This window comes from Streptomyces sp. NPDC103540 (genome assembly GCF_055584445.1).
The window spans coordinates 115,710-134,523 of the sequence record NZ_JBVJMA010000010.1; the positions used below are offsets into that span (position 1 = coordinate 115,710).

General features: G+C 72.5%; 21 protein-coding genes, 1 pseudogene and 1 riboswitch. Of the genes and pseudogenes, 11 read left to right on the forward strand and 11 right to left on the reverse strand.

The annotated features are described in order from the left end of the window. Positions 1–13 precede the first annotated feature (13 nt). Positions 14–964, reverse strand: coding sequence for a glucosyl-3-phosphoglycerate synthase (locus ACZ6ZI_RS24370; RefSeq protein WP_469524171.1), 951 nt, complete (start codon positions 962–964; stop codon positions 14–16). Positions 965–1,148: 184 nt separating this feature from the next. Then, a riboswitch (SAM riboswitch) is annotated at positions 1,149–1,304 on the forward strand. Positions 1,305–1,321: 17 nt separating this feature from the next. Between ACZ6ZI_RS24370 and thrC the strand changes: the two genes are divergently transcribed. From thrC to groL, 4 genes are all read left to right on the forward strand, one after another. Next, a complete protein-coding gene (thrC, locus tag ACZ6ZI_RS24375) occupies positions 1,322–2,596 on the forward strand; it encodes a threonine synthase (protein ID WP_469524172.1) in 1,275 nt (424 codons plus the stop codon). 38 nt (positions 2,597–2,634) lie between these two features. Continuing rightward, positions 2,635–2,913 (forward strand): MoaD/ThiS family protein, encoded by a 279-nt coding sequence (locus ACZ6ZI_RS24380; protein ID WP_249767117.1) that lies wholly within the window; start codon positions 2,635–2,637, stop codon positions 2,911–2,913. 396 nt (positions 2,914–3,309) lie between these two features. Continuing rightward, on the forward strand, positions 3,310–3,516 hold the full coding sequence (locus tag ACZ6ZI_RS24385) for a cold-shock protein (RefSeq protein ID WP_008743607.1): 207 nt from the start codon (positions 3,310–3,312) through the stop codon (positions 3,514–3,516). 314 nt (positions 3,517–3,830) lie between these two features. Further along, a complete protein-coding gene (gene groL / locus ACZ6ZI_RS24390; RefSeq protein ID WP_363055509.1) occupies positions 3,831–5,453 on the forward strand; it encodes a chaperonin GroEL in 1,623 nt (540 codons plus the stop codon). 84 nt (positions 5,454–5,537) lie between these two features. On the opposite strand, the gene ACZ6ZI_RS24395 is transcribed toward groL, so the two are convergent. After that, positions 5,538–5,963 carry a GNAT family N-acetyltransferase gene (locus ACZ6ZI_RS24395; protein ID WP_469524173.1) on the reverse strand — a complete coding sequence of 142 codons (426 nt, stop codon included), beginning with the start codon at positions 5,961–5,963 and terminating at the stop codon, positions 5,538–5,540. Positions 5,964–6,089: 126 nt separating this feature from the next. Here ACZ6ZI_RS24395 and ACZ6ZI_RS24400 point away from each other — a divergent pair, with 126 nt between their 5' ends. Both ACZ6ZI_RS24400 and ACZ6ZI_RS24405 read left to right on the forward strand, forming a co-directional pair. Next, positions 6,090–6,710: a phosphoribosylanthranilate isomerase gene (locus tag ACZ6ZI_RS24400; RefSeq protein ID WP_469524174.1), complete on the forward strand. Its 621-nt coding sequence runs from the start codon at positions 6,090–6,092 to the stop codon at positions 6,708–6,710. A gap of 152 nt (positions 6,711–6,862) precedes the next feature. Then, positions 6,863–7,603, forward strand: a complete 741-nt coding sequence (locus ACZ6ZI_RS24405; RefSeq protein WP_469524175.1) for an SDR family NAD(P)-dependent oxidoreductase — start codon at positions 6,863–6,865, stop codon at positions 7,601–7,603. An 89-nt stretch (positions 7,604–7,692) separates the two neighbouring features. Here ACZ6ZI_RS24405 and ACZ6ZI_RS24410 read toward each other — a convergent pair whose 3' ends face one another. Both ACZ6ZI_RS24410 and ACZ6ZI_RS24415 read right to left on the reverse strand, forming a co-directional pair. Further along, positions 7,693–8,283 (reverse strand): peptidase inhibitor family I36 protein, encoded by a 591-nt coding sequence (locus ACZ6ZI_RS24410; protein WP_469524177.1) that lies wholly within the window; start codon positions 8,281–8,283, stop codon positions 7,693–7,695. 291 nt (positions 8,284–8,574) lie between these two features. Next, positions 8,575–8,931 (reverse strand): protease inhibitor I9 family protein, encoded by a 357-nt coding sequence (locus ACZ6ZI_RS24415; protein WP_469524179.1) that lies wholly within the window; start codon positions 8,929–8,931, stop codon positions 8,575–8,577. A 382-nt stretch (positions 8,932–9,313) separates the two neighbouring features. Between ACZ6ZI_RS24415 and ACZ6ZI_RS24420 the strand changes: the two genes are divergently transcribed. Beyond that, positions 9,314–10,501 carry a S8 family peptidase gene (locus ACZ6ZI_RS24420; RefSeq protein WP_469524181.1) on the forward strand — a complete coding sequence of 396 codons (1,188 nt, stop codon included), beginning with the start codon at positions 9,314–9,316 and terminating at the stop codon, positions 10,499–10,501. A gap of 4 nt (positions 10,502–10,505) precedes the next feature. Here ACZ6ZI_RS24420 and ACZ6ZI_RS24425 read toward each other — a convergent pair whose 3' ends face one another. Both ACZ6ZI_RS24425 and ACZ6ZI_RS24430 read right to left on the reverse strand, forming a co-directional pair. Then, positions 10,506–10,673 (reverse strand): DUF397 domain-containing protein, encoded by a 168-nt coding sequence (locus ACZ6ZI_RS24425; protein WP_469524454.1) that lies wholly within the window; start codon positions 10,671–10,673, stop codon positions 10,506–10,508. Continuing rightward, a pseudogene (locus ACZ6ZI_RS24430) lies at positions 10,671–10,813 on the reverse strand (helix-turn-helix domain-containing protein); the annotation flags it as partial. The pseudogene ACZ6ZI_RS24430 and the gene ACZ6ZI_RS24425, both read right to left, overlap by 3 nt. A gap of 114 nt (positions 10,814–10,927) precedes the next feature. Here ACZ6ZI_RS24430 and ACZ6ZI_RS24435 point away from each other — a divergent pair. Both ACZ6ZI_RS24435 and ACZ6ZI_RS24440 read left to right on the forward strand, forming a co-directional pair. Continuing rightward, a complete protein-coding gene (locus ACZ6ZI_RS24435) occupies positions 10,928–11,146 on the forward strand; it encodes a hypothetical protein (RefSeq protein WP_363055501.1) in 219 nt (72 codons plus the stop codon). Further along, positions 11,137–11,832, forward strand: coding sequence for a hypothetical protein (locus tag ACZ6ZI_RS24440; RefSeq protein ID WP_469524183.1), 696 nt, complete (start codon positions 11,137–11,139; stop codon positions 11,830–11,832). Before ACZ6ZI_RS24435 ends, ACZ6ZI_RS24440 begins: the two co-directional genes overlap by 10 nt. 65 nt (positions 11,833–11,897) lie before the next feature. On the opposite strand, the gene ACZ6ZI_RS24445 is transcribed toward ACZ6ZI_RS24440, so the two are convergent. Genes ACZ6ZI_RS24445 through ACZ6ZI_RS24455 form a run of 3 tightly spaced genes read right to left on the reverse strand, consistent with a single transcriptional unit; the run spans position 11,898 to position 15,408 of the window. Next, positions 11,898–13,409 carry a PTS transporter subunit EIIC gene (locus tag ACZ6ZI_RS24445; protein ID WP_469524185.1) on the reverse strand — a complete coding sequence of 504 codons (1,512 nt, stop codon included), beginning with the start codon at positions 13,407–13,409 and terminating at the stop codon, positions 11,898–11,900. 47 nt (positions 13,410–13,456) lie between these two features. Then, positions 13,457–14,380 carry an N-acetylmuramic acid 6-phosphate etherase gene (murQ, locus tag ACZ6ZI_RS24450; RefSeq protein ID WP_469524186.1) on the reverse strand — a complete coding sequence of 308 codons (924 nt, stop codon included), beginning with the start codon at positions 14,378–14,380 and terminating at the stop codon, positions 13,457–13,459. Then, positions 14,377–15,408 (reverse strand): MurR/RpiR family transcriptional regulator, encoded by a 1,032-nt coding sequence (locus tag ACZ6ZI_RS24455; protein ID WP_469524188.1) that lies wholly within the window; start codon positions 15,406–15,408, stop codon positions 14,377–14,379. Before ACZ6ZI_RS24455 ends, murQ begins: the two co-directional genes overlap by 4 nt. A gap of 138 nt (positions 15,409–15,546) precedes the next feature. Between ACZ6ZI_RS24455 and ACZ6ZI_RS24460 the strand changes: the two genes are divergently transcribed. Beyond that, complete coding sequence (locus tag ACZ6ZI_RS24460; protein ID WP_363055497.1) at positions 15,547–15,924, forward strand: hypothetical protein; 378 nt, start codon at positions 15,547–15,549, stop codon at positions 15,922–15,924. Positions 15,925–15,931: 7 nt separating this feature from the next. Continuing rightward, complete coding sequence (locus ACZ6ZI_RS24465) at positions 15,932–16,201, forward strand: DUF4031 domain-containing protein (RefSeq protein WP_363055496.1); 270 nt, start codon at positions 15,932–15,934, stop codon at positions 16,199–16,201. On the opposite strand, the gene ACZ6ZI_RS24470 is transcribed toward ACZ6ZI_RS24465, so the two are convergent. Continuing rightward, entirely contained in the window at positions 16,198–17,469 is a 1,272-nt protein-coding gene (locus tag ACZ6ZI_RS24470) for a serine hydrolase domain-containing protein (RefSeq protein WP_469524191.1), read from the reverse strand. The two genes, ACZ6ZI_RS24465 and ACZ6ZI_RS24470, sit on opposite strands and share 4 nt — an antisense overlap. Positions 17,470–17,595: 126 nt before the next feature. Further along, positions 17,596–18,813, reverse strand: a complete 1,218-nt coding sequence (locus tag ACZ6ZI_RS24475; RefSeq protein ID WP_363055606.1) for a Cmx/CmrA family chloramphenicol efflux MFS transporter — start codon at positions 18,811–18,813, stop codon at positions 17,596–17,598. Position 18,814 lies beyond the last annotated feature (1 nt).

Consider the following 18,814-nt stretch of genomic DNA (forward strand, 5'->3'; position numbering starts at 1 on the left):
GGGCGCGCGGCGGTCAGGCCACGCGCCGCCCCGCGTACTCGGCGATCTCCACCATCGGTGGACGCTCCTCCGTGTCCACGGGGTGGGTCCGCGCGACGAACCCGTCCGGCCCCCGCTCGAACTGCGTCAGCTCCGGCCGCACCAGGTGCCCGCGCGAGAGCCGCAGCTGCGCCGTGCGGTAGATCGCCGCGGCCATCCGGCCCAGCGCCTGCCCGTCCTGGTGCCGGTGCAGCCGGACGCCGACGTCCACCTGGGCCAGCGCGTCCAGCCCGGCGGTGTGCAGCGCGTCCACGAGCAGGCCCAGCTCGACGCCGTAGCCGACGGGGAAGGGCAACCGTTCCAGCAGGGAGCGGCGCACGGCGTACTCGCCGCCCAGCGGCTGCACGAAACCGGCCAGCCGGGGCCAGTGCAGGTTCAGCAGCGGGCGCGCCACCAGCTCCGTCACCCGGCCGCCCTGGCCGGGGGCGTCCCCCAGAGGGCGGTCGTACATCGCCTTGACGAACTGCACCTCGGGGTCGGTCAGCAGCGGCCCGACGATCCCGGAGACGAAGACGGACGAGAAGTCGCGCAGGTCGGCGTCGACGAAGCAGACGACCTCCCCGGTGGTCGCCAGCAGGGAACGCCACAGCACCTCGCCCTTGCCGGGCAGCGCCTCGATCCTCGGCAGGATCGCGTCCCGGTGCACCACCCGGGCGCCGGCCTTCGCCGCCACCTCCGCCGTGCGGTCGGTGGACCCGGAGTCGACGACCACCAGCTCGTCCACCAGCGGGAGGTCCGGGCCGTCCATCAGATCGCGCCGGATCACCTCGACGATCCGCCCGACCGTGGCCTCCTCGTCGAGCGCGGGCAGCACGACGCTGACCGTCGTCCCGGTGGCCCGTTTCCGCTCGATCAGCTGGTCGAGCGGTCGGTCGGCGGCGGACCAGGAGCGGTCGGCCAGCCAGCGCTCCACCTCATCCAGCACTGTCGGTACTCCCTGACGCTCGGTGTTTTCGGCTGAAATGTGATCCATCTCGCCGTTCGGACGGCTGTCTCAACCGCCCGGCCCTTCGGTTACAGTCTTGAACAACGCGAAGGACCACCGCATGCCGGGGGTCCCGCGCACAAACGCACCGGCGCGCCCTCCAGCGCGGAAGCCGGCGCCATACCGCTCATCCAGAGGGGCAGAGGGATACGGCCCGTTGAAGCCCCGGCAACCCTCCAGTCGGTTCTCGCGATCGCCATCGGCGACATCAGCGGGGTCCCCGACTAGGGAAGGTGCCAATTCCGTCTCATGGCGAAGTGCGCCATGGGGAAGATGAGGAGAAAGGGCCTCGCCATCATGGCTGCACAGACTGTCGCCACCTCTGTCGATCTCGGACCCGCCAACGGTCTTTCCTGTCGCGAGTGCGGCACCCGCTTCGAACTCGGACCGATCTTCGCGTGCGTCGAGTGCTTCGGACCGCTGGAAGTCTCCTACGACCTGCCCACCGGTGACCCCGAGGCCCTGCGCGCCGCCATCGAGGCCGGCCCGAACAACATCTGGCGCTACGCCCCCCTGCTGCCCGTCCCCGCGGACGTGGCCTCCAAGCCCAGCCTGAACCCCGGCTTCACCAAGCTCGTGGACGCGGCCAACCTGGCCAAGGAGCTCGGCGTCACCGGAAAGCTGTACGTCAAGGACGACTCCGGCAACCCGACGCACTCCTTCAAGGACCGCGTCGTGGCCATCGCCGTCGAGGCCGCCCGCGCCTTCGGCTTCACCACCCTCTCCTGCTCCTCCACGGGCAACCTGGCCGGCGCCGTCGGCGCCGCCGCCGCCCGCGCCGGCTTCCGGTCCTGCGTGTTCATCCCGCACGACCTGGAGCAGGGCAAGGTCGTCATGGCCGGTGTCTACGGTGGCGACCTGGTCGGCATCGAGGGCAACTACGACGACGTCAACCGCTTCTGCTCCGAGCTCATCGGCGACCCGCTCGGCGAGGGCTGGGGCTTCGTCAACGTCAACCTGCGCCCCTACTACGGCGAGGGCTCCAAGACCCTGGCGTACGAGATCTGCGAGCAGCTCGGCTGGCGCCTGCCCGACCAGATCGTGATCCCGATCGCTTCCGGCTCCCAGCTGACGAAGATCGACAAGGGCCTCCAGGAGCTGATCAAGCTCGGTCTGGTCGAGGACCGGCCGTACAAGATCTTCGGTGCCCAGGCCGAGGGCTGCTCCCCGGTCTCGACCGCCTTCAAGGCCGGTCACGACGTGGTCCGCCCGCAGAAGCCGAACACCATCGCCAAGTCGCTGGCCATCGGCAACCCGGCGGACGGCCCGTACGTCCTGGACATCGCGCGCCGCACCGGCGGCTTCGTCGAGGACGTGAACGACGAGCAGGTCGTCGAGGCCATCAAGATCCTCGCGCAGACCGAGGGCATCTTCGCCGAGACCGCGGGCGGCGTGACCGTCGGCGTGACGCAGAAGCTCATCGAGAACGGGCAGCTCGACCCGTCGCTGACGACCGTCGTCCTGAACACCGGCGACGGCCTGAAGACCCTGGAGGCGGTCGCCGCGGACAGCGGTCAGACGGCCACCATCCGCCCGAGCCTGGACGCGTTCCGCGCCGCCGGCCTGGCCTGACCACTTCTCCTCCGCACTACCGGAAAGGCAGTAGCGCCATGAGCGTCAACGTCCGCATCCCCACCATCCTGCGCACCTACACCGGCGGCGTCGCCGAGGTCCCGGCCGAGGGCGCGACCCTCGCCGAGGTCATCGAGTCCCTGGAGAAGAACCACCCGGGCATCGCCGCGCGCGTCCTGGACGACCAGGGCAAGCTGCGCCGCTTCGTGAACGTCTACGTGAACGACGACGACGTGCGCTTCGAGGGCGGCCTGCAGACGGCGACGCCCGACGGCGCTGGCGTGTCGATCATTCCCGCCGTGGCCGGCGGCTGCTGACGCCCCACGCGTTTCGCACGGGAAACAGAATTGCCCCCTCCGCCGAAAGCGGAGGGGGCAATTCTGCTTGATTGGGCGCGGTAGAGTTGGGGAAGTCCCCTCCGCTGTTCTTGCCCGCCGCATATGAGCGGGCCGCGGGAGGGTTGACATTGAGTCAACATGTGCGCGCGCTATGGGGCTTTGGCGTGGATTGTCAGGCCCGAGTTGCCCTGGAATATGCCAGATTTTCACTCTATTTCCACGTTTCCGTGTGTCCAGATTTCTCGTCGGATTGACCTGTTGCAGACAGCAGCGGTGCGGATACATTCAGCCCCGGTCGAGGCGTTCCGGCGCAAGTTCTGACCCGGGTCCGCGAAGTGCGGTCCTGCGCAAGGGCCAGTAATAGGGGAGTTAGGCATGGCTCAGGGCACCGTCAAGTGGTTCAACGCGGAGAAGGGCTACGGCTTCATCGCGGTCGACGGTGGCGCGGATGTGTTCGTCCACTACAGCGCCATCCAGATGGACGGGTATCGCACCCTCGAAGAGGGCCAGCGGGTCGAGTTCGAGATCTCGCAGGGCCAGAAGGGTCCGCAGGCGGACATGGTCAAGCTCGCGGCCGGCTGAGTCCCAGCGCGTTCGACCACCGATACGTACGTACGAGGGGCCCACATCCTGGACACGGGATGCGGGCCCCTCGGCGCGTTCCCGGGCGTGTCACGGCGCGCGGCCGGTGGTGTTGCCCGAAGCCGCTTGCACTCGTGGGGGTCGAGTGCTAATCATTGGCGTTAGCACTCTCCGGGTGAGAGTGCTACTAAGAGGACCGGGTCGGTGAGGCCCGCAGGGTCCGGCGGGAAGGAACCGCCGGAGTCGCAGGCCGTCCGTCGCGGGCGCGGGCGCGGTCCGGAGCAATCCACCCCTGTCCGGGAGGACCACTTCAGATGGCCAAGATCATTTCGTTCAACGAGGAGGCCCGGCGCGGTCTCGAGCGTGGCATGAACCAGCTCGCGGACGCCGTCAAGGTCACCCTTGGCCCCAAGGGTCGCAACGTCGTCCTTGAGAAGAAGTGGGGCGCCCCCACGATCACCAACGATGGTGTCTCCATCGCCAAGGAGATCGAGCTCGAGGACCCGTACGAGAAGATCGGCGCCGAGCTGGTCAAGGAAGTCGCCAAGAAGACGGACGACGTCGCGGGCGACGGTACGACCACCGCCACCGTGCTGGCCCAGGCGCTGGTCCGCGAGGGCCTGCGCAACGTGGCCGCCGGCGCCAACCCGATGGCCCTCAAGCGTGGTATCGAGAAGGCCGTCGAGGCCGTCTCCGCCGCCCTGCTGTCCCAGGCCAAGGACGTCGAGACCAAGGAGCAGATCGCCTCCACCGCCTCGATCTCCGCCGCTGACACCCAGATCGGCGAGCTCATCGCCGAGGCCATGGACAAGGTCGGCAAGGAAGGCGTCATCACCGTCGAGGAGTCGCAGACCTTCGGTCTGGAGCTCGAGCTCACCGAGGGCATGCGCTTCGACAAGGGCTACATCTCGGCGTACTTCGCCACCGACATGGAGCGTATGGAGGCGTCCCTGGACGACCCGTACATCCTGATCGTCAACTCCAAGATCGGCTCGGTCAAGGACCTGCTGCCGCTCCTGGAGAAGGTCATGCAGTCCGGCAAGCCGCTGCTGATCATCGCCGAGGACGTCGAGGGCGAGGCCCTGTCGACCCTGGTCGTCAACAAGATCCGCGGCACCTTCAAGTCCGTCGCCGTCAAGGCCCCGGGCTTCGGTGACCGTCGCAAGGCCATGCTCGGCGACATCGCCATCCTCACGGGCGGCACGGTCATCTCCGAGGAGGTCGGCCTCAAGCTGGAGAACGCCGGTCTCGACCTGCTCGGCCGCGCCCGCAAGGTCGTCATCACCAAGGACGAGACCACCATCGTCGACGGTGCCGGTGACAGCGACCAGGTCCAGGGTCGCGTCAACCAGATCCGCGCCGAGATCGAGAACTCCGACTCGGACTACGACCGCGAGAAGCTCCAGGAGCGCCTCGCGAAGCTGGCCGGCGGCGTGGCCGTCATCAAGGCCGGTGCCGCGACCGAGGTGGAGCTCAAGGAGCGCAAGCACCGCATCGAGGACGCCGTTCGCAACGCGAAGGCGGCCGTCGAAGAGGGCATCGTCGCCGGCGGTGGCGTGGCCCTGCTCCAGGCCTCCTCGGTCTTCGAGAAGCTGGAGCTGTCGGGTGACGAGGCGACCGGCGCCAACGCCGTGAAGCTCGCCCTGGAGGCCCCGCTGAAGCAGATCGCCGTCAACGGTGGTCTCGAGGGTGGCGTCGTCGTGGAGAAGGTGCGCAACCTTCCGATCGGTCACGGCCTGAACGCCGCGTCCGGCGAGTACGTCGACATGATCGCCGAGGGCATCATCGACCCGGCGAAGGTCACGCGTTCCGCCCTGCAGAACGCCGCGTCCATCGCCGCGCTGTTCCTGACCACCGAGGCCGTCATCGCCGACAAGCCGGAGAAGGCCGCTGCCGGCGCTCCGGGCGGCATGCCGGGCGGTGACATGGACTTCTGATCGGCCCCCGGCTGATCGGCTGTTCTCGAACGAGGGCGGCACCCCGCACGGGGTGCCGCCCTCGGGCGTTGTCCGGGCCCGCTGTCAGAGCCGCTTGAGGAGGTACACGTCCTCGTGGCCGGCGGGGAACCCGGGCACGCGGGCCTGCTCCTCGTAGCCGTGGCGGGCGTAGAAGGCGGGCGCCTGGAAGGTGAAGGACGACACCAGGATCGTCACGCAGCCGCGCCGGCGGGCCTCGGCCTCCGCGGCCTCCAGGAGCCGCGCGCCCCAGCCGCCGCCCCGGCTGTCCTCACGGACCCAGGTCATCCCGATCCCGGCCCGGTCCCCCCAGCTCCACCCCGACAGCCCGGCGACGAGGTCGCCGTCCGCGTCGGTGATCCGCACGGTGAACTCCGCCTGCTCGTGCCCGGCGGTCGCCGCCTGGTTGAAGGCGTCCAGCTCCTTGCCGAGCCGCGTGTCGAGCTCCGCGTCCCCGCCGCCTGTGGTGACCTGCACCCCGTTGTCGTCCATCCGGCCATTGTGCGGTGTGTCAGGGCCCCGGACCGAGGGGTTTTCGCCGGGACCGGCGGGGTCCCGCGGTGCCCGCAGGGCGGGACGTATCGGCGGGGGAGAGGAGGGTTTGGTTGACTCGGGGGCATGAGTGAGACGAGCGGGCTGTACGTCAAGATCTGCGGGCTGCGGACCGGGCACGACGTCGACGTCGCGGTGGAGGCCGGGGCGGACGCCATCGGGTTCGTGTTCGCGCCCGGGAGCCCCCGGACCATCGACGTCGCCGCGGCGCGGGAACTGGCGCGGCGGGTGCCGCCGGGGGTGCTGACCGTCGGGGTGTTCCGGGGCCAGTCCGTCGAGGAGGTGCGGCGCCTGACCGAGGAGAGCGGGGTGCGGGGCGTGCAGCTGCACGGGGAGGAGGGGCCCGAGGACTTCGCCGCGCTGCGCGCCGAAGGGCGGACGCTGCTGCGGGCCACCTCCGAGCGCGCGGAGCGGTGCGGGGAGTACGGGGAGGACCTGTTGCTCCTCGACGCGCCCGACCCCGGCTCCGGCAAGCCGTGGAACTGGGGCTCGGCGGACTTCACCGCGCCCGAGGGGCGTTGGCTGCTGGCCGGCGGGCTGACCCCGGGCAACGTCGCCGAGGCCGTCGCCGTGACCGGGGCGTGGGGCGTGGACGTCTCCAGCGGGGTCGAGCGGGAACGCGGGGTGAAGGACCCCGCGCTGATCCGGGCCTTCGTGGCGGCGGCCCGGTCGGCCCGCGGGGCGTGACGGGCGGGGCCTGACGGGCGGGGCGTGACGGGCGGGGCGTAGCTCCGGGCGTCGGGCGCTTCGGGAACGGGTCGACAGATCGTCGAGGGTGTCGTGGATCTTTGTGTTAGGTTATTTCTGTAGTGATCGTTACTGAATCAGGGGGATCCATCATGAGCAAGAACGCGCTGGTCACGGGCGGCAGCCGGGGCATCGGCCGGGCCGTCGCCGAGCGGCTCGCGGCCGACGGGGTGACCGTCGTGCTGACGTACGCCGAAAACGAGGCGGCGGCCCGCGACACCGTCGAGACGATCACCGCCCGCGGTGGCCGCGCCCACGCGCTGCGGGCGGAGCTGGGCCGGCACGGGGACGCCGCCGCCCTGTGGGAGGCGTACGACGCGCTCGGGCTCGGACCGGCCGACATCCTCGTCAACAACGCTGGCATCGGCCGCTCGCTTCCCCTCGGGCAGGTCACCGAGGACGACTTCGACCTCGTCTTCGCCGTCAACGTCCGCGCCCCCTTCTTCCTGGTGCAGGAGGGGCTGGAGCGGCTGCGCGACGGCGGCCGGATCATCAACGTCTCCAGCGGGGCCGCCCGTATCGCGATGCCCGAGAGCATCGCCTACGGGCCCACCAAGGGCGCCCTCGACAACCTGACGCTGAACCTCGCCAAGGTCCTCGGCCCGCGCGGGATCACCGTCAACTCCGTCGCCCCCGGCATCGTCGACACCGACGTCAACGCGAGCTGGCTCCGCGGCAACCCGCAGGCCCAGGAGCACGCCGCGTCCCTCGCCGCGCTGGGCCGCGTCGGCAGGCCCGAGGACATCGCCGACATCGTCGGCTTCCTCGCCTCGGACGCCGGCCGCTGGGTCACCGGCCGCGTCGTCGACGCCACCGGCGGCGCCGGGCTCTGACCGGCGCGGGCGGTCGCGACACGGCCCGTGTCGCGACCGCCGTCACCGCCGGCGGGCCGCCGCGCGGGGCGGCCCGCCGGCGTCACCGGTCAGCAGACCTGGATGCCGTCGGCCTTGTCGTTGTTCGCGTCGCCGACGTAGGAGCTCGACGAGGGGGCCGTGGAGGCCCACAGCTGCTGCCAGTACCCGACCCAGTTGTAGACACGGGTGACGGTCCCACGGGTCTGGTTGTTGTGCCAGGACGAGGTCTTGTCGGTGAAGCCCCAGTTGCCCAGGTGCTCGAAGTTGCAGTCCGACCAGGTGAGCCGGCGGCCGTCGAAGTTGCCGTGCTCGTACAGGCAGGTCCAGGCGTAGGCGCAGTTCGGCGAACCGAGCGCGGCGGCGGGCTCGTTCACGGCGCGGGCCCGCGTCTCGCCGGGCAGCGGCCAGGTCATGACGGCCTTGCCGTCGCGCCAGGCCACCTGGTTGACGCCGATCTGCCGGCCGCCGGGGTTCTGCGCCATCTGGCGGTCCATCTGTTCCTGAAGAGCCGCCACCTGCGCCGCGTTCAGGCCGGCCCGCTGTGCCTGGGCGGCGATGGTCTGGTCGAGCGGGCTCTGGGCGGAGGAGGTGCCGGACAGGCCGACGGCGGCCATCAGACCGGCCGCGGCGGTGGCCGCGATCTTCACACTCGTGCGCATAGGAATCGTGTCCCCTCGTCTTCACGACTGGCCCGGTGTTCCCGGGCGTCGCAAACGCTAGGGGCTGTCGCCCCACCCGCCCCAGGCGTCCGCCGGTCAGATGCCCCCTTGCGGGGAGGCGCGGGGACGTGCCTCGGTCCGTCGCGGCAGGCGGGCGGACCGCGCCGGAGCGAGACCTCGGAACGGCTCCGGGGGGAAGGCGGCGCTCCGCGACGGGGTATGAGCCATTCCGCCGTGCCGCCCCACATTGGTCCATGCCAAGTGAAAGTCGGACGCTCGTGGGACGGCTGCTCAGACGGCGGGGCCCAGCGCGCTCGCCGGGCCGTCCTCCTCCACGGACTCCACGATCGGCGCGGCGCGCAGCGCGGAGACCTGCTCGGGGGAGAGCCGGGCGGCGAAGCCGTTGAGGGCGGTGCGGAAGACGTGCACCGGGGTGATCCCGTAGGCCTCGGCGACGGACGCCGGGTCGAGGGCTTCGTGGACGGTGACGAGGTACGTCGGCCAGTCCGCCGGCGCCACCGCGGCGGGCGCGGTGGCGGTGTCGGTGGTCGCGGCGTCGGCCGCCTGTGCGGCGGGCAGGACGGCCACGGCGGCCAGTGCGGCGGCGGCGACGGCCGTCGGCAGGGCCCAGCTCGGTCGGGTGCGCATGACGGCGAGGCCATCACGCACGTCCGGGCCGGTCAACGACCCCGTGCGGCGCGGCGGGGGCGGGCGGTGGTGAACCCGCGCGCGCTCCCTCGCCCGGCCGCCGGGTCACGGCCCGTACGGGTGAACCTGCGCGGGCGGCGGGCGGAGCGGGGGCAGCCGGCCCGGTGGCGCGCCCCGCCACGTGCATGATCGATTCTGCTGATGGCCCGACTGCCGCCACCCGGCCCCGTGCACCCCCTTCGGCCAGGTGGCCGGAGCCGTTTCAAGTCCGGGGCCCCGGGTGACCGATGCACCGGGAGGCCGTCCCGCGGGGCTCTCGTCCCGGCCCCGGCCGGCCCCACCCCCCACCGTTCTCCGCCTTCCGCTTCAGGGAGCTGCCGTCATGCGCATGTTCGTCCGTCTGGCCATCGCCACCCTCCTCACGGCCGGTCCGGCCCTGGCCGGTGGTGCGGCCGTCGCCGACACTCCGGAGCCCACGCCCGTCCCGCTGCACACCGCCGAGACGGGCGGCCTGCCGGGCCAGTACATCGTCACCCTGCACAAGGGCGTCGACCCCTCGAAGCTGGCGCAGAGACTGGGGGTGAAGCCGACGTTCGTCTACAGCGCGGCGATCAACGGCTTCGCCGTGGCCCTGAACTCGCACCAGCTGGACAAGCTCCGTACGACCTCGGGCGTGAAGTCCGTCGAGCAGGACGCGACGGCGTCCGCCCCGCCCGTCCCGAAGGCCCCGGCGACGGGCCGCGCCCCGGCCAACGCCTGGGGTCTGGACCGCATCGACCAGCGCGACCTGCCCCTCGACGGCGGCTTCACCGTCGAGGGCAGCGGCGCCGGGGTGACGGCGTACATCCTGGACAGCGGCATCGACTACGAGCACGACGAGTACCGGGGCCGGGCCACGTTCGGCTTCGACGCGATGGGCGACGGCCGTCGTGGCGCGGACTGCAACGGCCACGGCACGCACGTCGCGGGCACGGTCGGCGGCAAGACGTACGGCGTGGCCACGAAGGTCAACCTGGTCAGCGTCCGCGTCCTCGGCTGTGACAACCGGGGCTCGTTCTCGGGCATCATCGCGGGCCTGGACTGGGTGGCGCGCAACGCCAAGCAGCCCGCCGTGCTGAACGGCTCGCTGGGCGGCGGCTTCTCCCAGACCGTGAACGACGCGGCGAACAACCTCTCGCGGGCCGGCGTGCTGCCGGTCATCTCGGCGGGCAACGACGCGAAGAACGCCGCGAACTACTCGCCGGCCTCGGCCGAGCGCGTCCTGACCGTGGGCGCGAGCGACCGCTACGACGACGAGACCAACTTCTCGAACTACGGCAACGTCGTCGACCTCTACGCCCCCGGTCAGGACATCCTCTCGGCCCGCCTCGGCGGCGGCTCGGTGTCCTTCAACGGCACCTCGATGGCCGCCCCGCACGTGACGGGCGCCGCCGTCCTCTTCAAGCAGAAGCACCCGAAGGCGGACCCGGAGGAGATCTTCAACGCGCTGCTGACCGAGTCGACGAAGGACCGGCTGTCCTTCCTGAGCTCGGGCAGCCCGAACCGCCTCCTGTTCACCGGCGGTCTCTGACCCGTCAGAGCGACCTGACGAAGTCCCCCCAGGCCCGCGCGTGGAACACCACGTGCGGGCCGTCCGGGACCTTGGAGTCCCGGACGGGGACGACGTCGGGGTGCGCGTCACAGACCTCGACGCAGTCGCCGCCGTCGCCGCCGCTGTGGGTGGACTTCCTCCAGGTGGCCATCTGGCCGACGTGCGAGCCGCTCACGAACAGCAGTTCGCCGAGTGCGGCTGGCTGAGGCCGGCCCGTTCGCGGGCGACGCGGAGTTCGGCGCCGAGCAGGGCGCGGGGGGAGGACGAGGGGTCGAGGTTCTTTCCTGGCATGACAACTCCCGGTACAACATGTGCGGTTGCTGCGGTGGCCCACTTGAAAGGCCAGCCACCCCATCGCCACTCTGTGTGCAGAAGCTGAATACTCAGAGTGGAAGGTGACATGGCATGGTGCTCACTCCGAAAGAGCGGATCCGCGCGGCCGAGGAGGCGGTGGGGCAGCTGAAAGAGGCCCTCGACGGGGTCGGCGTGGTGTTCCCCTCGCTCGGGGTGGACGGGGTGTCCGCCGCGGGGACCTACGGGCTCCCGCTGGTCGACCTCGGGCGCTGCAACCTCGACACGGCGCTGCGGTTGGCCGCCGTCCTGCACGAGCGGGCGTGCCCGTGACCGAGGGGATCGACTCGGCGGAGTTCGCCTTCGAGCTGGGATGGAAGCTGCGCGGGCTGGAGGCGGCGCCGGCGGGGGGCCGTTGGCGGCGGGGCGGGAGCGGGCTGTCGGTGCGGGTGCGGCGCGACGAGGGCGTCGACGGTGACGGCGCGGCGGTGTGGACGGCCGTCGGGGACGACGGCGAGCGGCGGGAGAGCCGGAGCGCGGAGTCGGCGGACGAGGCGACGGCGCTGGTGCACGAGGCGTTCGGGTCGAAGGCGTGGCGTCCGCAGCCGCCCCCGCCGCCGGGCTGGCACCGGTTCACGCTGGTGCACTGTCCGGCGGGGGAGTACCCGGGCTTCGAGCACGTCCGCTACGACGGGATCAAGGCGAGGCCGCCGACGGGCTGTGCGGTGGAGGAGGTCGGCGGGTACTTCGGGCTGCGCTGCGAGCGGCCGGGTGGGCGGCTGCTGGACGCGGTGGCGCAGACCTGCGGGGAGATCCGGGCCGGGCACGGGCTGCTGATGACGGACCTGGGCATCGAGAAGCTGTGGGAGTGGTCGCAGGACGGTCCGGACGGCTGGGGCGCGGAGATCGTGGGGCAGCTGCTGCTGATGGCGGTCGAGCGGGGCCCGAAGCTGGGGTACAGCGCCGAGGACCTGGTGCGCTTCCTGAGGGCCGCGACGGGGGCGGGGCCCGCGGCGTGAACCCGGAGCGAGGGGCTCCCCCGGTGGGAAGCCCCTCGCACCCTCGCACTCTCGTCGCCGGTCGGTCAGGCCAGGGCGGGTTCCTTCGCCGTCTCGGTGGTTCCCGTGCCGGTGCCGGTGTCGGCCGGGGGGTGGGGGTCGGTGTTCAGGTCGGTGAGCATCTGTCGGGTGAATCCGAAGAAGTAGGTGGCGAGGAAGCCGACGAGGTAGCCGACGCCGAGGCCGCCCGCGTAGATGGCGAGGGTCGCGCCCAGGCCCGAGGTGCCGTCGAGCAGCGGGAACAGGGCCCAGCCGGAGGGGCCGATGGCGGTCGAGCCGAAGCCGACGCCGAGCTGGTTGAACAGGCCGACGAAGGCCCCGCCCGCGGCGCCGCCGACGCAGGCGGTGACGAAGGGGCGGCCGAGCGGCAGGGAGACCCCGTAGATCAGCGGTTCGCCGACGCCGAGGAAGCCGGCGGGGAGCGCGGACTTGATGGTGGTGCGCAGGGAGCCGTTGCGCGGGAGGCGGTAGTAGACGGCGATGGCCGCGCCCACCTGGCCCGCGCCGGCCATGGCGAGGATCGGGAGCAGGACGGTGTAGCCGGACTGTTCGATGAGGGTGGTGTGGATGGGGATGAGGGCCTGGTGCAGGCCCAGCATGACCAGCGGCAGGAACAGTCCGCCGAGGACGAGGCCGGCGAAGGCGCCGCCGGTGGCCAGCAGCCAGTTCGCGAAGTCGCCGATGGCGGCGGAGACCTCACCGGCGAGGAACATCAGCCCGAAGAGGGTGACGAGGCCGGAGACGAGCACGGTCAGGGTGGGGGTGACGAGCACGTCGAGGGCTTCGGGGACCCACCTGCGGCACCACTTCTCGACGTGGACGGCGAGCAGCGCGGCGGCGAGCGCGCCGAGGACGCCGCCCTGGCCGGGTGAGAGCTGTTCGCCGAACACCTCGATCTTCGCGACGCCGGGGAAGACGATGATCGCGGCGACGGCGCCGCCGAGGATCGGCGTCCCGCCGAACTCCTTGGCCGTGTTGAAGCCGACGAACACCGCGATGAGCGACATGAAGCCGGAGGCGATGGCGGCGAGGGCGGGGACGAGGGTGGGCAACCAGCCGAGGTTGGTGAGCAGGCCGTTGAGACCCGCGATGATGCCGCAGCCGATGAGGGCGGGGATCAGCGGGACGAAGATGTTCGCGACGCGGCGCAGGAACAGTTTGAACGGGGTCGCGTTGCGGGCCTTCTGCGCGTCCTTCATCGCCGCTCCCTGCGCGGCGAGTTCGTCGGCGGTGACGGACGACCGGTGCGGGTCGGGGTCGGCGGTGGGGGCGGCCGTGCGGCCTTCGGCGACGAGGGCTTCGAACTCGGGGGTGACGCGGGCGACGGTGCCCGGGCCGAGGACGATCTGGTAGGTGTCGTCCTCCACCACGCCCAGGACCGCCGGGAGGGCCTTGAGGGCCTCGTCCCGGACGAGGGAGCGGTCGCGCAGGCCGATCCGCAGGCGGGTCATGCAGTGCGCGATGGAGGTGATGTTGTCCGGGCCGCCGACCAGAGGAAGGATCGCGGCGGCTGTGGCGCGGTTCTTGTCAGTGGACATGGGGTCGCCTTGCGTCGGTGGTGCGGGGCGGGGGTGGTGCGGGTGGGTCAGAGGGCCTTGGCGAGGGCGTCGCGCAGGTGGCCGCCGGATGCGGTGAGCAGTGCGGCGGCGGTGGGGCCGTCGACGCCGCCGAGGATGACGAGGATGGCGTTCTTGACCTCGCCGTCGGTGGCGGTGAGCGCGGCCTCGATCTCGGAGTCGTCGGCGCCGGTGGCGAGGGAGACGATGCGGCGGGAGCGGGCGCGCAGCTTCTCGTTGGAGGCGCGTACGTCGACCATGAGGTTCCCGTAGGTCTTGCCGAGGCGGATCATCGTGACCGTCGAGATGAGGTTCAGGACGAGCTTCTGGGCGGTGCCGGCCTTCAGGCGGGTGGAGCCGGTGAGTAGTTCGGGGCCGACGACGACCTCGATGCCGTGTTCGGCGGCGGCGGCGAGGGCGGATCCGGAGTTGCAGGACAGTCCGACGGTGAGGGCGCCGCGGCCGCGGGCGAACTCGACGGCGCCGATCGCGTACGGGGTGCGGCCGGAGGCGGAGACCCCGACGACGGTGTCGTCGGGGCCGATCGCGAGGGCGGTGAGGTCGGCCGCGGCCAGTTCGCGGGAGTCCTCGGCGCCTTCGACGGCCTTGACCATGGCGGAGGGGCCGCCCGCGATCAGGCCGACGACCTGCGCGGGGTCGGTGTTGAAGGTGGGCGGGCACTCGCTGGCGTCGAGGACGCCGAGCCGGCCGGCGGTGCCGGCGCCCGCGTAGACGAGGCGGCCGCCCCGGGCCATGCGGGCGGCGATGCCGTCGACGGCGGCGGCGATGGTGTCCAGCTGCCCGGCGACGGCGGCCGGGACGGTGGCGTCCTCGGCGTTCATGAGGCGGGCGATCTCCAGGGTGGGGAGCCGGTCGACGTCCGCGAGTTCGGGGCGGAAGGCCTCGGTGGTGAGGGTGTCGAGCTGGGCGCGGAGGGCGGCGTAGGCGGTCACGGGCGGTGCTCCTGACGGGCGGTGGTGCGGGTGGGGCCGACGGTGGTGCGGTGGCGGGGGGCGAGGGCCTCGTAGGAGGCGGCGAGGGCGGGGGCGGCGGTCTCGTAGGTGCGCTGCGCGACGCCGACGAAGAGGCAGTCGACGACCAGCAGTTGGCTGGTGCGGCTCGACATGGCGGCCGGGCGCAGTTGGCTCTCGCGGGCGGCGGAGGTGGCCAGGACCAGGTCGGCGTAGCGGGTGACGGGGGCGCCGGGGCGGGCGGTGAGGGCGAGGGTGGTCGCGCCGTGTTCGAAGGCGTGCCGCAGCGGCTCGATGACGTCGCCGGTGCCGCCGGAGTGGGTGACGGCGACGGCCACGTCTCCGGGGCGCAGCAGGACGGCGTTGGTGACGGCGAGGTGGGGGTCGTCGTGGGCGTGGGCGATCAGGCCGATGCGCAGGAGCTTCTGGGCGAGGTCGCGGGCGACGAGGCCGGAGGCGCCGACGCCGTAGATGTCGATGCGGCGGGCGGTCGCGAGGGCGTCGACGGCGGCTTCCAGCTGGGTCAGGTCCAGGCCGGCGGCGGTGTCGGCGAGGGTCTGCGCCTCTTCGCGGGCGAGCTTGGCGACGACCTCGGCCAGGGGGTCGTCGACGGCTATGTCGACCGTGACGGCGGGAGCGGCGCCTGATTCCTGCTGGGCGGCGAGTGCGGCGAGGGCCAGGCGCAGGTCGCGGTAGCCGGGGTAGCCGAGGAGGCGCGCGGTGCGCACGACGGTGGCCTCGCTGGTGCCGGTGCGTTCGGCGAGTCCGGTGACGGTGAGGCGGGCGCAGCCGGCCGGGTCGGAGGCGACGGTCTCGGCGACGGCCCGCACGGTGCGGGTCATGGTGGGGCCGAGGGCGCGGACGCGAGCCCGCAGGGCGGCGGGGGCGGGGGGTGCCTCGGTGCCGGTGCCGGGGGCCGGTGCCGGTTCGGGGGCCGGTGCCGGTGCCGGTGTCGGCCCGGGGGGCGATCCGTCCGCCGGGCGGAAAGTTTCCTTCGCGTTCTCGCTCACGTCTGAAATCTATTTTCGGGCCGGGGGCGGGTCAAGGAGCCATAGGCAACCGGGGAAGGGGACTTGTGGCCCTGGACGGCCCCGCCGGCCCGACGGGCGGCGCTTCGCTACCGGAGAGTCCGGGTCCACAATGAGCGCATGGACCACACGACCCCCCTGGAACAGGCGCTGCACGTCGCCCGTGCGCTCGTTCTCGCCGATCTCGCCGCGGGTGAGGTCGCCGACGCCGATGTCGTCTCCCTCGTCGAGGACTCGGTCACGCACCGCCGCTGGTGGGTGGAGCAGTGGCCCGAGGGGGTCGACTACCTCGCCGGACTCGTCGCCCAGGACGTCCAGGACGCCCTGCTGGAGAAGTACGGCCGCTGGCCGCTGTGCCCGGTGTGCGGCCACGGCGACCCCCACGCGCTGGACGTGGAGCCGGAACTGGGCCCGGACCCGCACTGGGTGTGCTCGGAGGCGGGCGTGCGGGTGGCGTCCGTGGGCGCCCTCGGTCCCGTCCTGCACCCCGGTCGGTGAGCCGCCGGTGACGGTGTACATCGACCCGCCGACCTGGCCGGGGCACGGCCGCATGTGGTCGCACCTGGTCAGCGACGTCTCGTACGAGGAACTGCACGCCTTCGCGGGGTCCATCGGCTGCCCCGCGCGCGCCTTCGAACGGGACCACTACGACGTGCCCGCGCACCGGTACGCGGACGCGGTGGCGGCGGGGGCGGTGGAGGTCGGCAGCAAGGAACTGGTCCGCCGTCTGACGGCGGCCGGACTGCGCCGCCCGAAGGGCCGGCCGGTCGCCTAGGCGGGCGGGGCCGCGGGCGGGCTCGCGGGTGGGGCCGGGGCCGGGGTCGGTTTCGGGGTCGTCGGGGCGGAGGGTTCCGGGACGGCGTTCGGTTGGGCCGCCGCCGGGAGCGCCCAGACGTGCTCCGGGGTCACGATCCGGGTGACCGCGTTGGCGATGAGGGAGCTGAGGTTGCCGAACCTCCCGTCGACGTCGGAGTTCACCACGATCACCAGCGTGGCGCGCTCCTGCGGGAGCCGGACGGCGACGGTCTCGTAGCCGGGCAGCTCGCCGTTGTGGCCGATCCAGCCGTCGATGTCGGCGATGCCGAGCCCGTAGCCCACGTCCGGGTAGCCGGTGGGCAGCGCGCGCAGCCGCTGGGCCTGGGTGCCCGGCTCCAGCAGCCGGCCGCCGTCGGGCAGCCGCCCGCCGACCAGGATCGGGACCCAGTCCCGCAGGTCGTCCATGGTGGAGATCATCGCGCCGGCCGCCCAGGCCCAGGAGGGGTTCCAGGTGGAGGCGTCGACGGTCGCGCCGTCCGGGGTGAAGTTGGTGTAGCCGTGCACGTGCGGGTCGGGGATCTCCGCGCCGGTCGGCAGCGAGGTGGAGTCGAGCCCGGCCGGCCGCAGGACGTGCTGCTCCAGGTAGGTGTGCAGGGGCTGCCCGCCGACCTTCTCGACGAGCAGGCCGAGGAGCACGGTGTTGGTGTTGGAGTACTCCCAGCGCGCGCCCGGCGGGAAGCCGGCCGGGTGCCGGAAGGCGATGGCCAGCAGTTCCCGGGGGGTCCAGGAGCGCTGCGGGTCGGCCTTGTAGGCGGCCAGCCAGCGCGGGTCCTCGGTGTAGTCGTAGAGGCCGCTGCGCATCTCGGCGAGTTGGCGCACGGTGATCCGCTCGCCGCCGGGCACCCCGTCGAGGTAGGTGGAGATCGGCGCGTCGAGCCGTACCTTCCCCTCGTCGACGAGGCGCAGCACGGCGGTGACGGTGAAGGTCTTGGTGACGCTGCCGATGCGGGTGTGCGCGTCGGTCTTGATCGGGACGCCGGTGGCCTTGTCGGCGGTGCCGAAGGAGCGCACGTAGGAGTCGTCCCCGTCGACCCACAGGCCGACGCCGACGCCGGGGATGGCGGCCCTGCGCATGGCGGCCTCGATGGCGTCGTCGAGGCGCTCGGCGACCGCCGGGTCGATGTCGACGCGGCCCGGCGGGGCGGCGGCGGGGGCCTGTCCCGCGCACAGGGCGCTGAGCAGCAGGGTGGCGGCCGCGAGGAGGGTGGGCGTCCGGTACCGGCCCATGGGGGATCACCTCTGACGCATGCTCCCCGAGCGCTGTCCGGATCCCCGAGCGGACCTTCCCATCGTAGGAAGGCCCGCCGGGGGCGGCGACCGGGGCCGTTCCGCGGGCCGGGGCGCGGGTCGGGGTCAGGTGCGGGCGGTCGCCTCGGCGGGGGTCGCGGCGGCGCCGGAGGCGACCACGCGGGTCGCGCGGGGCGGCGTACGCCGGTCCAGGCGCAGGGCGATCACGGCGAGGGCGATCGCGGTGACGGTCATGGCGGCGCCCGCCCAGGCGGTCGCGGAGAAGCCGAGGCCGGCGTCGATGACGGTGCCGCCGAGCCAGGGGCCGCCGGTGTTGCCGAGGTTGAAGGCGGCGGTCGTGGTCGCGCCGGCCAGGGTGGGGGCGGCGCCGGCCACGTTGAACATGCGGGCGTTGAGGGCGGGGGCGGTGAAGAAGGCCGAGACGCCCAGCAGGAACGACAGCGCGATCGCCGCGACCGCGAGCGGGGCCAGCAGGGCGAGCACGGTCAGGAAGACGGTGGAGGCGGTGATGCCCCAGATCATCACGCCGAACAGGTGCGCGTCGGCGACCCGGCCGCCGATGGTCGTGCCGACGAGCGCGCCGATCCCGAAGAGTCCGAGGATCCACGGGACCCACTTCGAGTCCAGCCCGGCCACGTCCGTGAGCAGCGGCGACAGGTAGCTGAAGGCGCAGAAGACGCCGCCGGCGGCCAGGGCGGTGATGCCGATCGCGAGCCACACCTGGCGGTCGCCGTAGATGCGCAGCTCGCGGCGGAGGGTCGGTCGTTCGGCGGGGAGCGGGATGCGGGGGATCAGCGCGAGGATGCCGACGAGGGCGACGGCGGAGGCCGCGCCGACCGACCAGAACGCGGAGCGCCAGCCCAGGTGCTCGCCGAGGAAGGCGCCGGCCGGGACGCCGAGGACGTTGGCGATGGACAGGCCGCCGATCATGACGGCCATGGCGCGGGCGCGCTGGTCCTGGTCGACCATGGCGATGGCGACGGCCGCGCCGACGGCCCAGAAGCCGGCGCAGGCGAGGGCCGCGACCACGCGGGAGGCGAAGAGGAGCTCGTACGAGGGGGCCAGCGCGCCCGCGACCTGCCCGAGGCCGAAGAGGCTGATCAGGGCGATCAGGGTGGTGCGGCGGGGCAGGCGCAGGGTCGCCACGGCCAGCAGCGGCGCGCCGATCACCATGCCGATCGCGAAGGCGGATATGAGCAGGCCCGCCCGCGGGATGCTGACGCCCATGTCCTCGGCGATCGGCGGCAGCAGCCCGGAGAGCATGAACTCGCTGGTGCCGAGTGCGAAGACGGACAGGCCGAGGACGTAGACGGCGACGGGCATG

Excerpts from the sequence above, each read along its gene's own strand:
- thrC (WP_469524172.1), top strand. The coding sequence starts at position 1,322 with ATGGCTGCACAGACTGTCGCCACCTCTGTCGATCTCGGACCCGCCAAC.
- ACZ6ZI_RS24380 (WP_249767117.1), top strand. The coding sequence starts at position 2,635 with ATGAGCGTCAACGTCCGCATCCCCACCATCCTGCGCACCTACACCGGC.
- ACZ6ZI_RS24385 (WP_008743607.1), top strand. The coding sequence starts at position 3,310 with ATGGCTCAGGGCACCGTCAAGTGGTTCAACGCGGAGAAGGGCTACGGC.
- groL (WP_363055509.1), top strand. The coding sequence starts at position 3,831 with ATGGCCAAGATCATTTCGTTCAACGAGGAGGCCCGGCGCGGTCTCGAG.
- ACZ6ZI_RS24395 (WP_469524173.1), bottom strand. The coding sequence starts at position 5,963 with ATGGACGACAACGGGGTGCAGGTCACCACAGGCGGCGGGGACGCGGAG.
- ACZ6ZI_RS24400 (WP_469524174.1), top strand. The coding sequence starts at position 6,090 with ATGAGTGAGACGAGCGGGCTGTACGTCAAGATCTGCGGGCTGCGGACC.
- ACZ6ZI_RS24405 (WP_469524175.1), top strand. The coding sequence starts at position 6,863 with ATGAGCAAGAACGCGCTGGTCACGGGCGGCAGCCGGGGCATCGGCCGG.
- ACZ6ZI_RS24410 (WP_469524177.1), bottom strand. The coding sequence starts at position 8,283 with ATGCGCACGAGTGTGAAGATCGCGGCCACCGCCGCGGCCGGTCTGATG.
- ACZ6ZI_RS24415 (WP_469524179.1), bottom strand. The coding sequence starts at position 8,931 with ATGCGCACCCGACCGAGCTGGGCCCTGCCGACGGCCGTCGCCGCCGCC.
- ACZ6ZI_RS24420 (WP_469524181.1), top strand. The coding sequence starts at position 9,314 with ATGCGCATGTTCGTCCGTCTGGCCATCGCCACCCTCCTCACGGCCGGT.
- ACZ6ZI_RS24425 (WP_469524454.1), bottom strand. The coding sequence starts at position 10,673 with ATGGCCACCTGGAGGAAGTCCACCCACAGCGGCGGCGACGGCGGCGAC.
- ACZ6ZI_RS24435 (WP_363055501.1), top strand. The coding sequence starts at position 10,928 with ATGGTGCTCACTCCGAAAGAGCGGATCCGCGCGGCCGAGGAGGCGGTG.
- ACZ6ZI_RS24445 (WP_469524185.1), bottom strand. The coding sequence starts at position 13,409 with ATGTCCACTGACAAGAACCGCGCCACAGCCGCCGCGATCCTTCCTCTG.
- ACZ6ZI_RS24460 (WP_363055497.1), top strand. The coding sequence starts at position 15,547 with ATGGACCACACGACCCCCCTGGAACAGGCGCTGCACGTCGCCCGTGCG.
- ACZ6ZI_RS24470 (WP_469524191.1), bottom strand. The coding sequence starts at position 17,469 with ATGGGCCGGTACCGGACGCCCACCCTCCTCGCGGCCGCCACCCTGCTG.
- ACZ6ZI_RS24475 (WP_363055606.1), bottom strand. The coding sequence starts at position 18,813 with ATGCCCGTCGCCGTCTACGTCCTCGGCCTGTCCGTCTTCGCACTCGGC.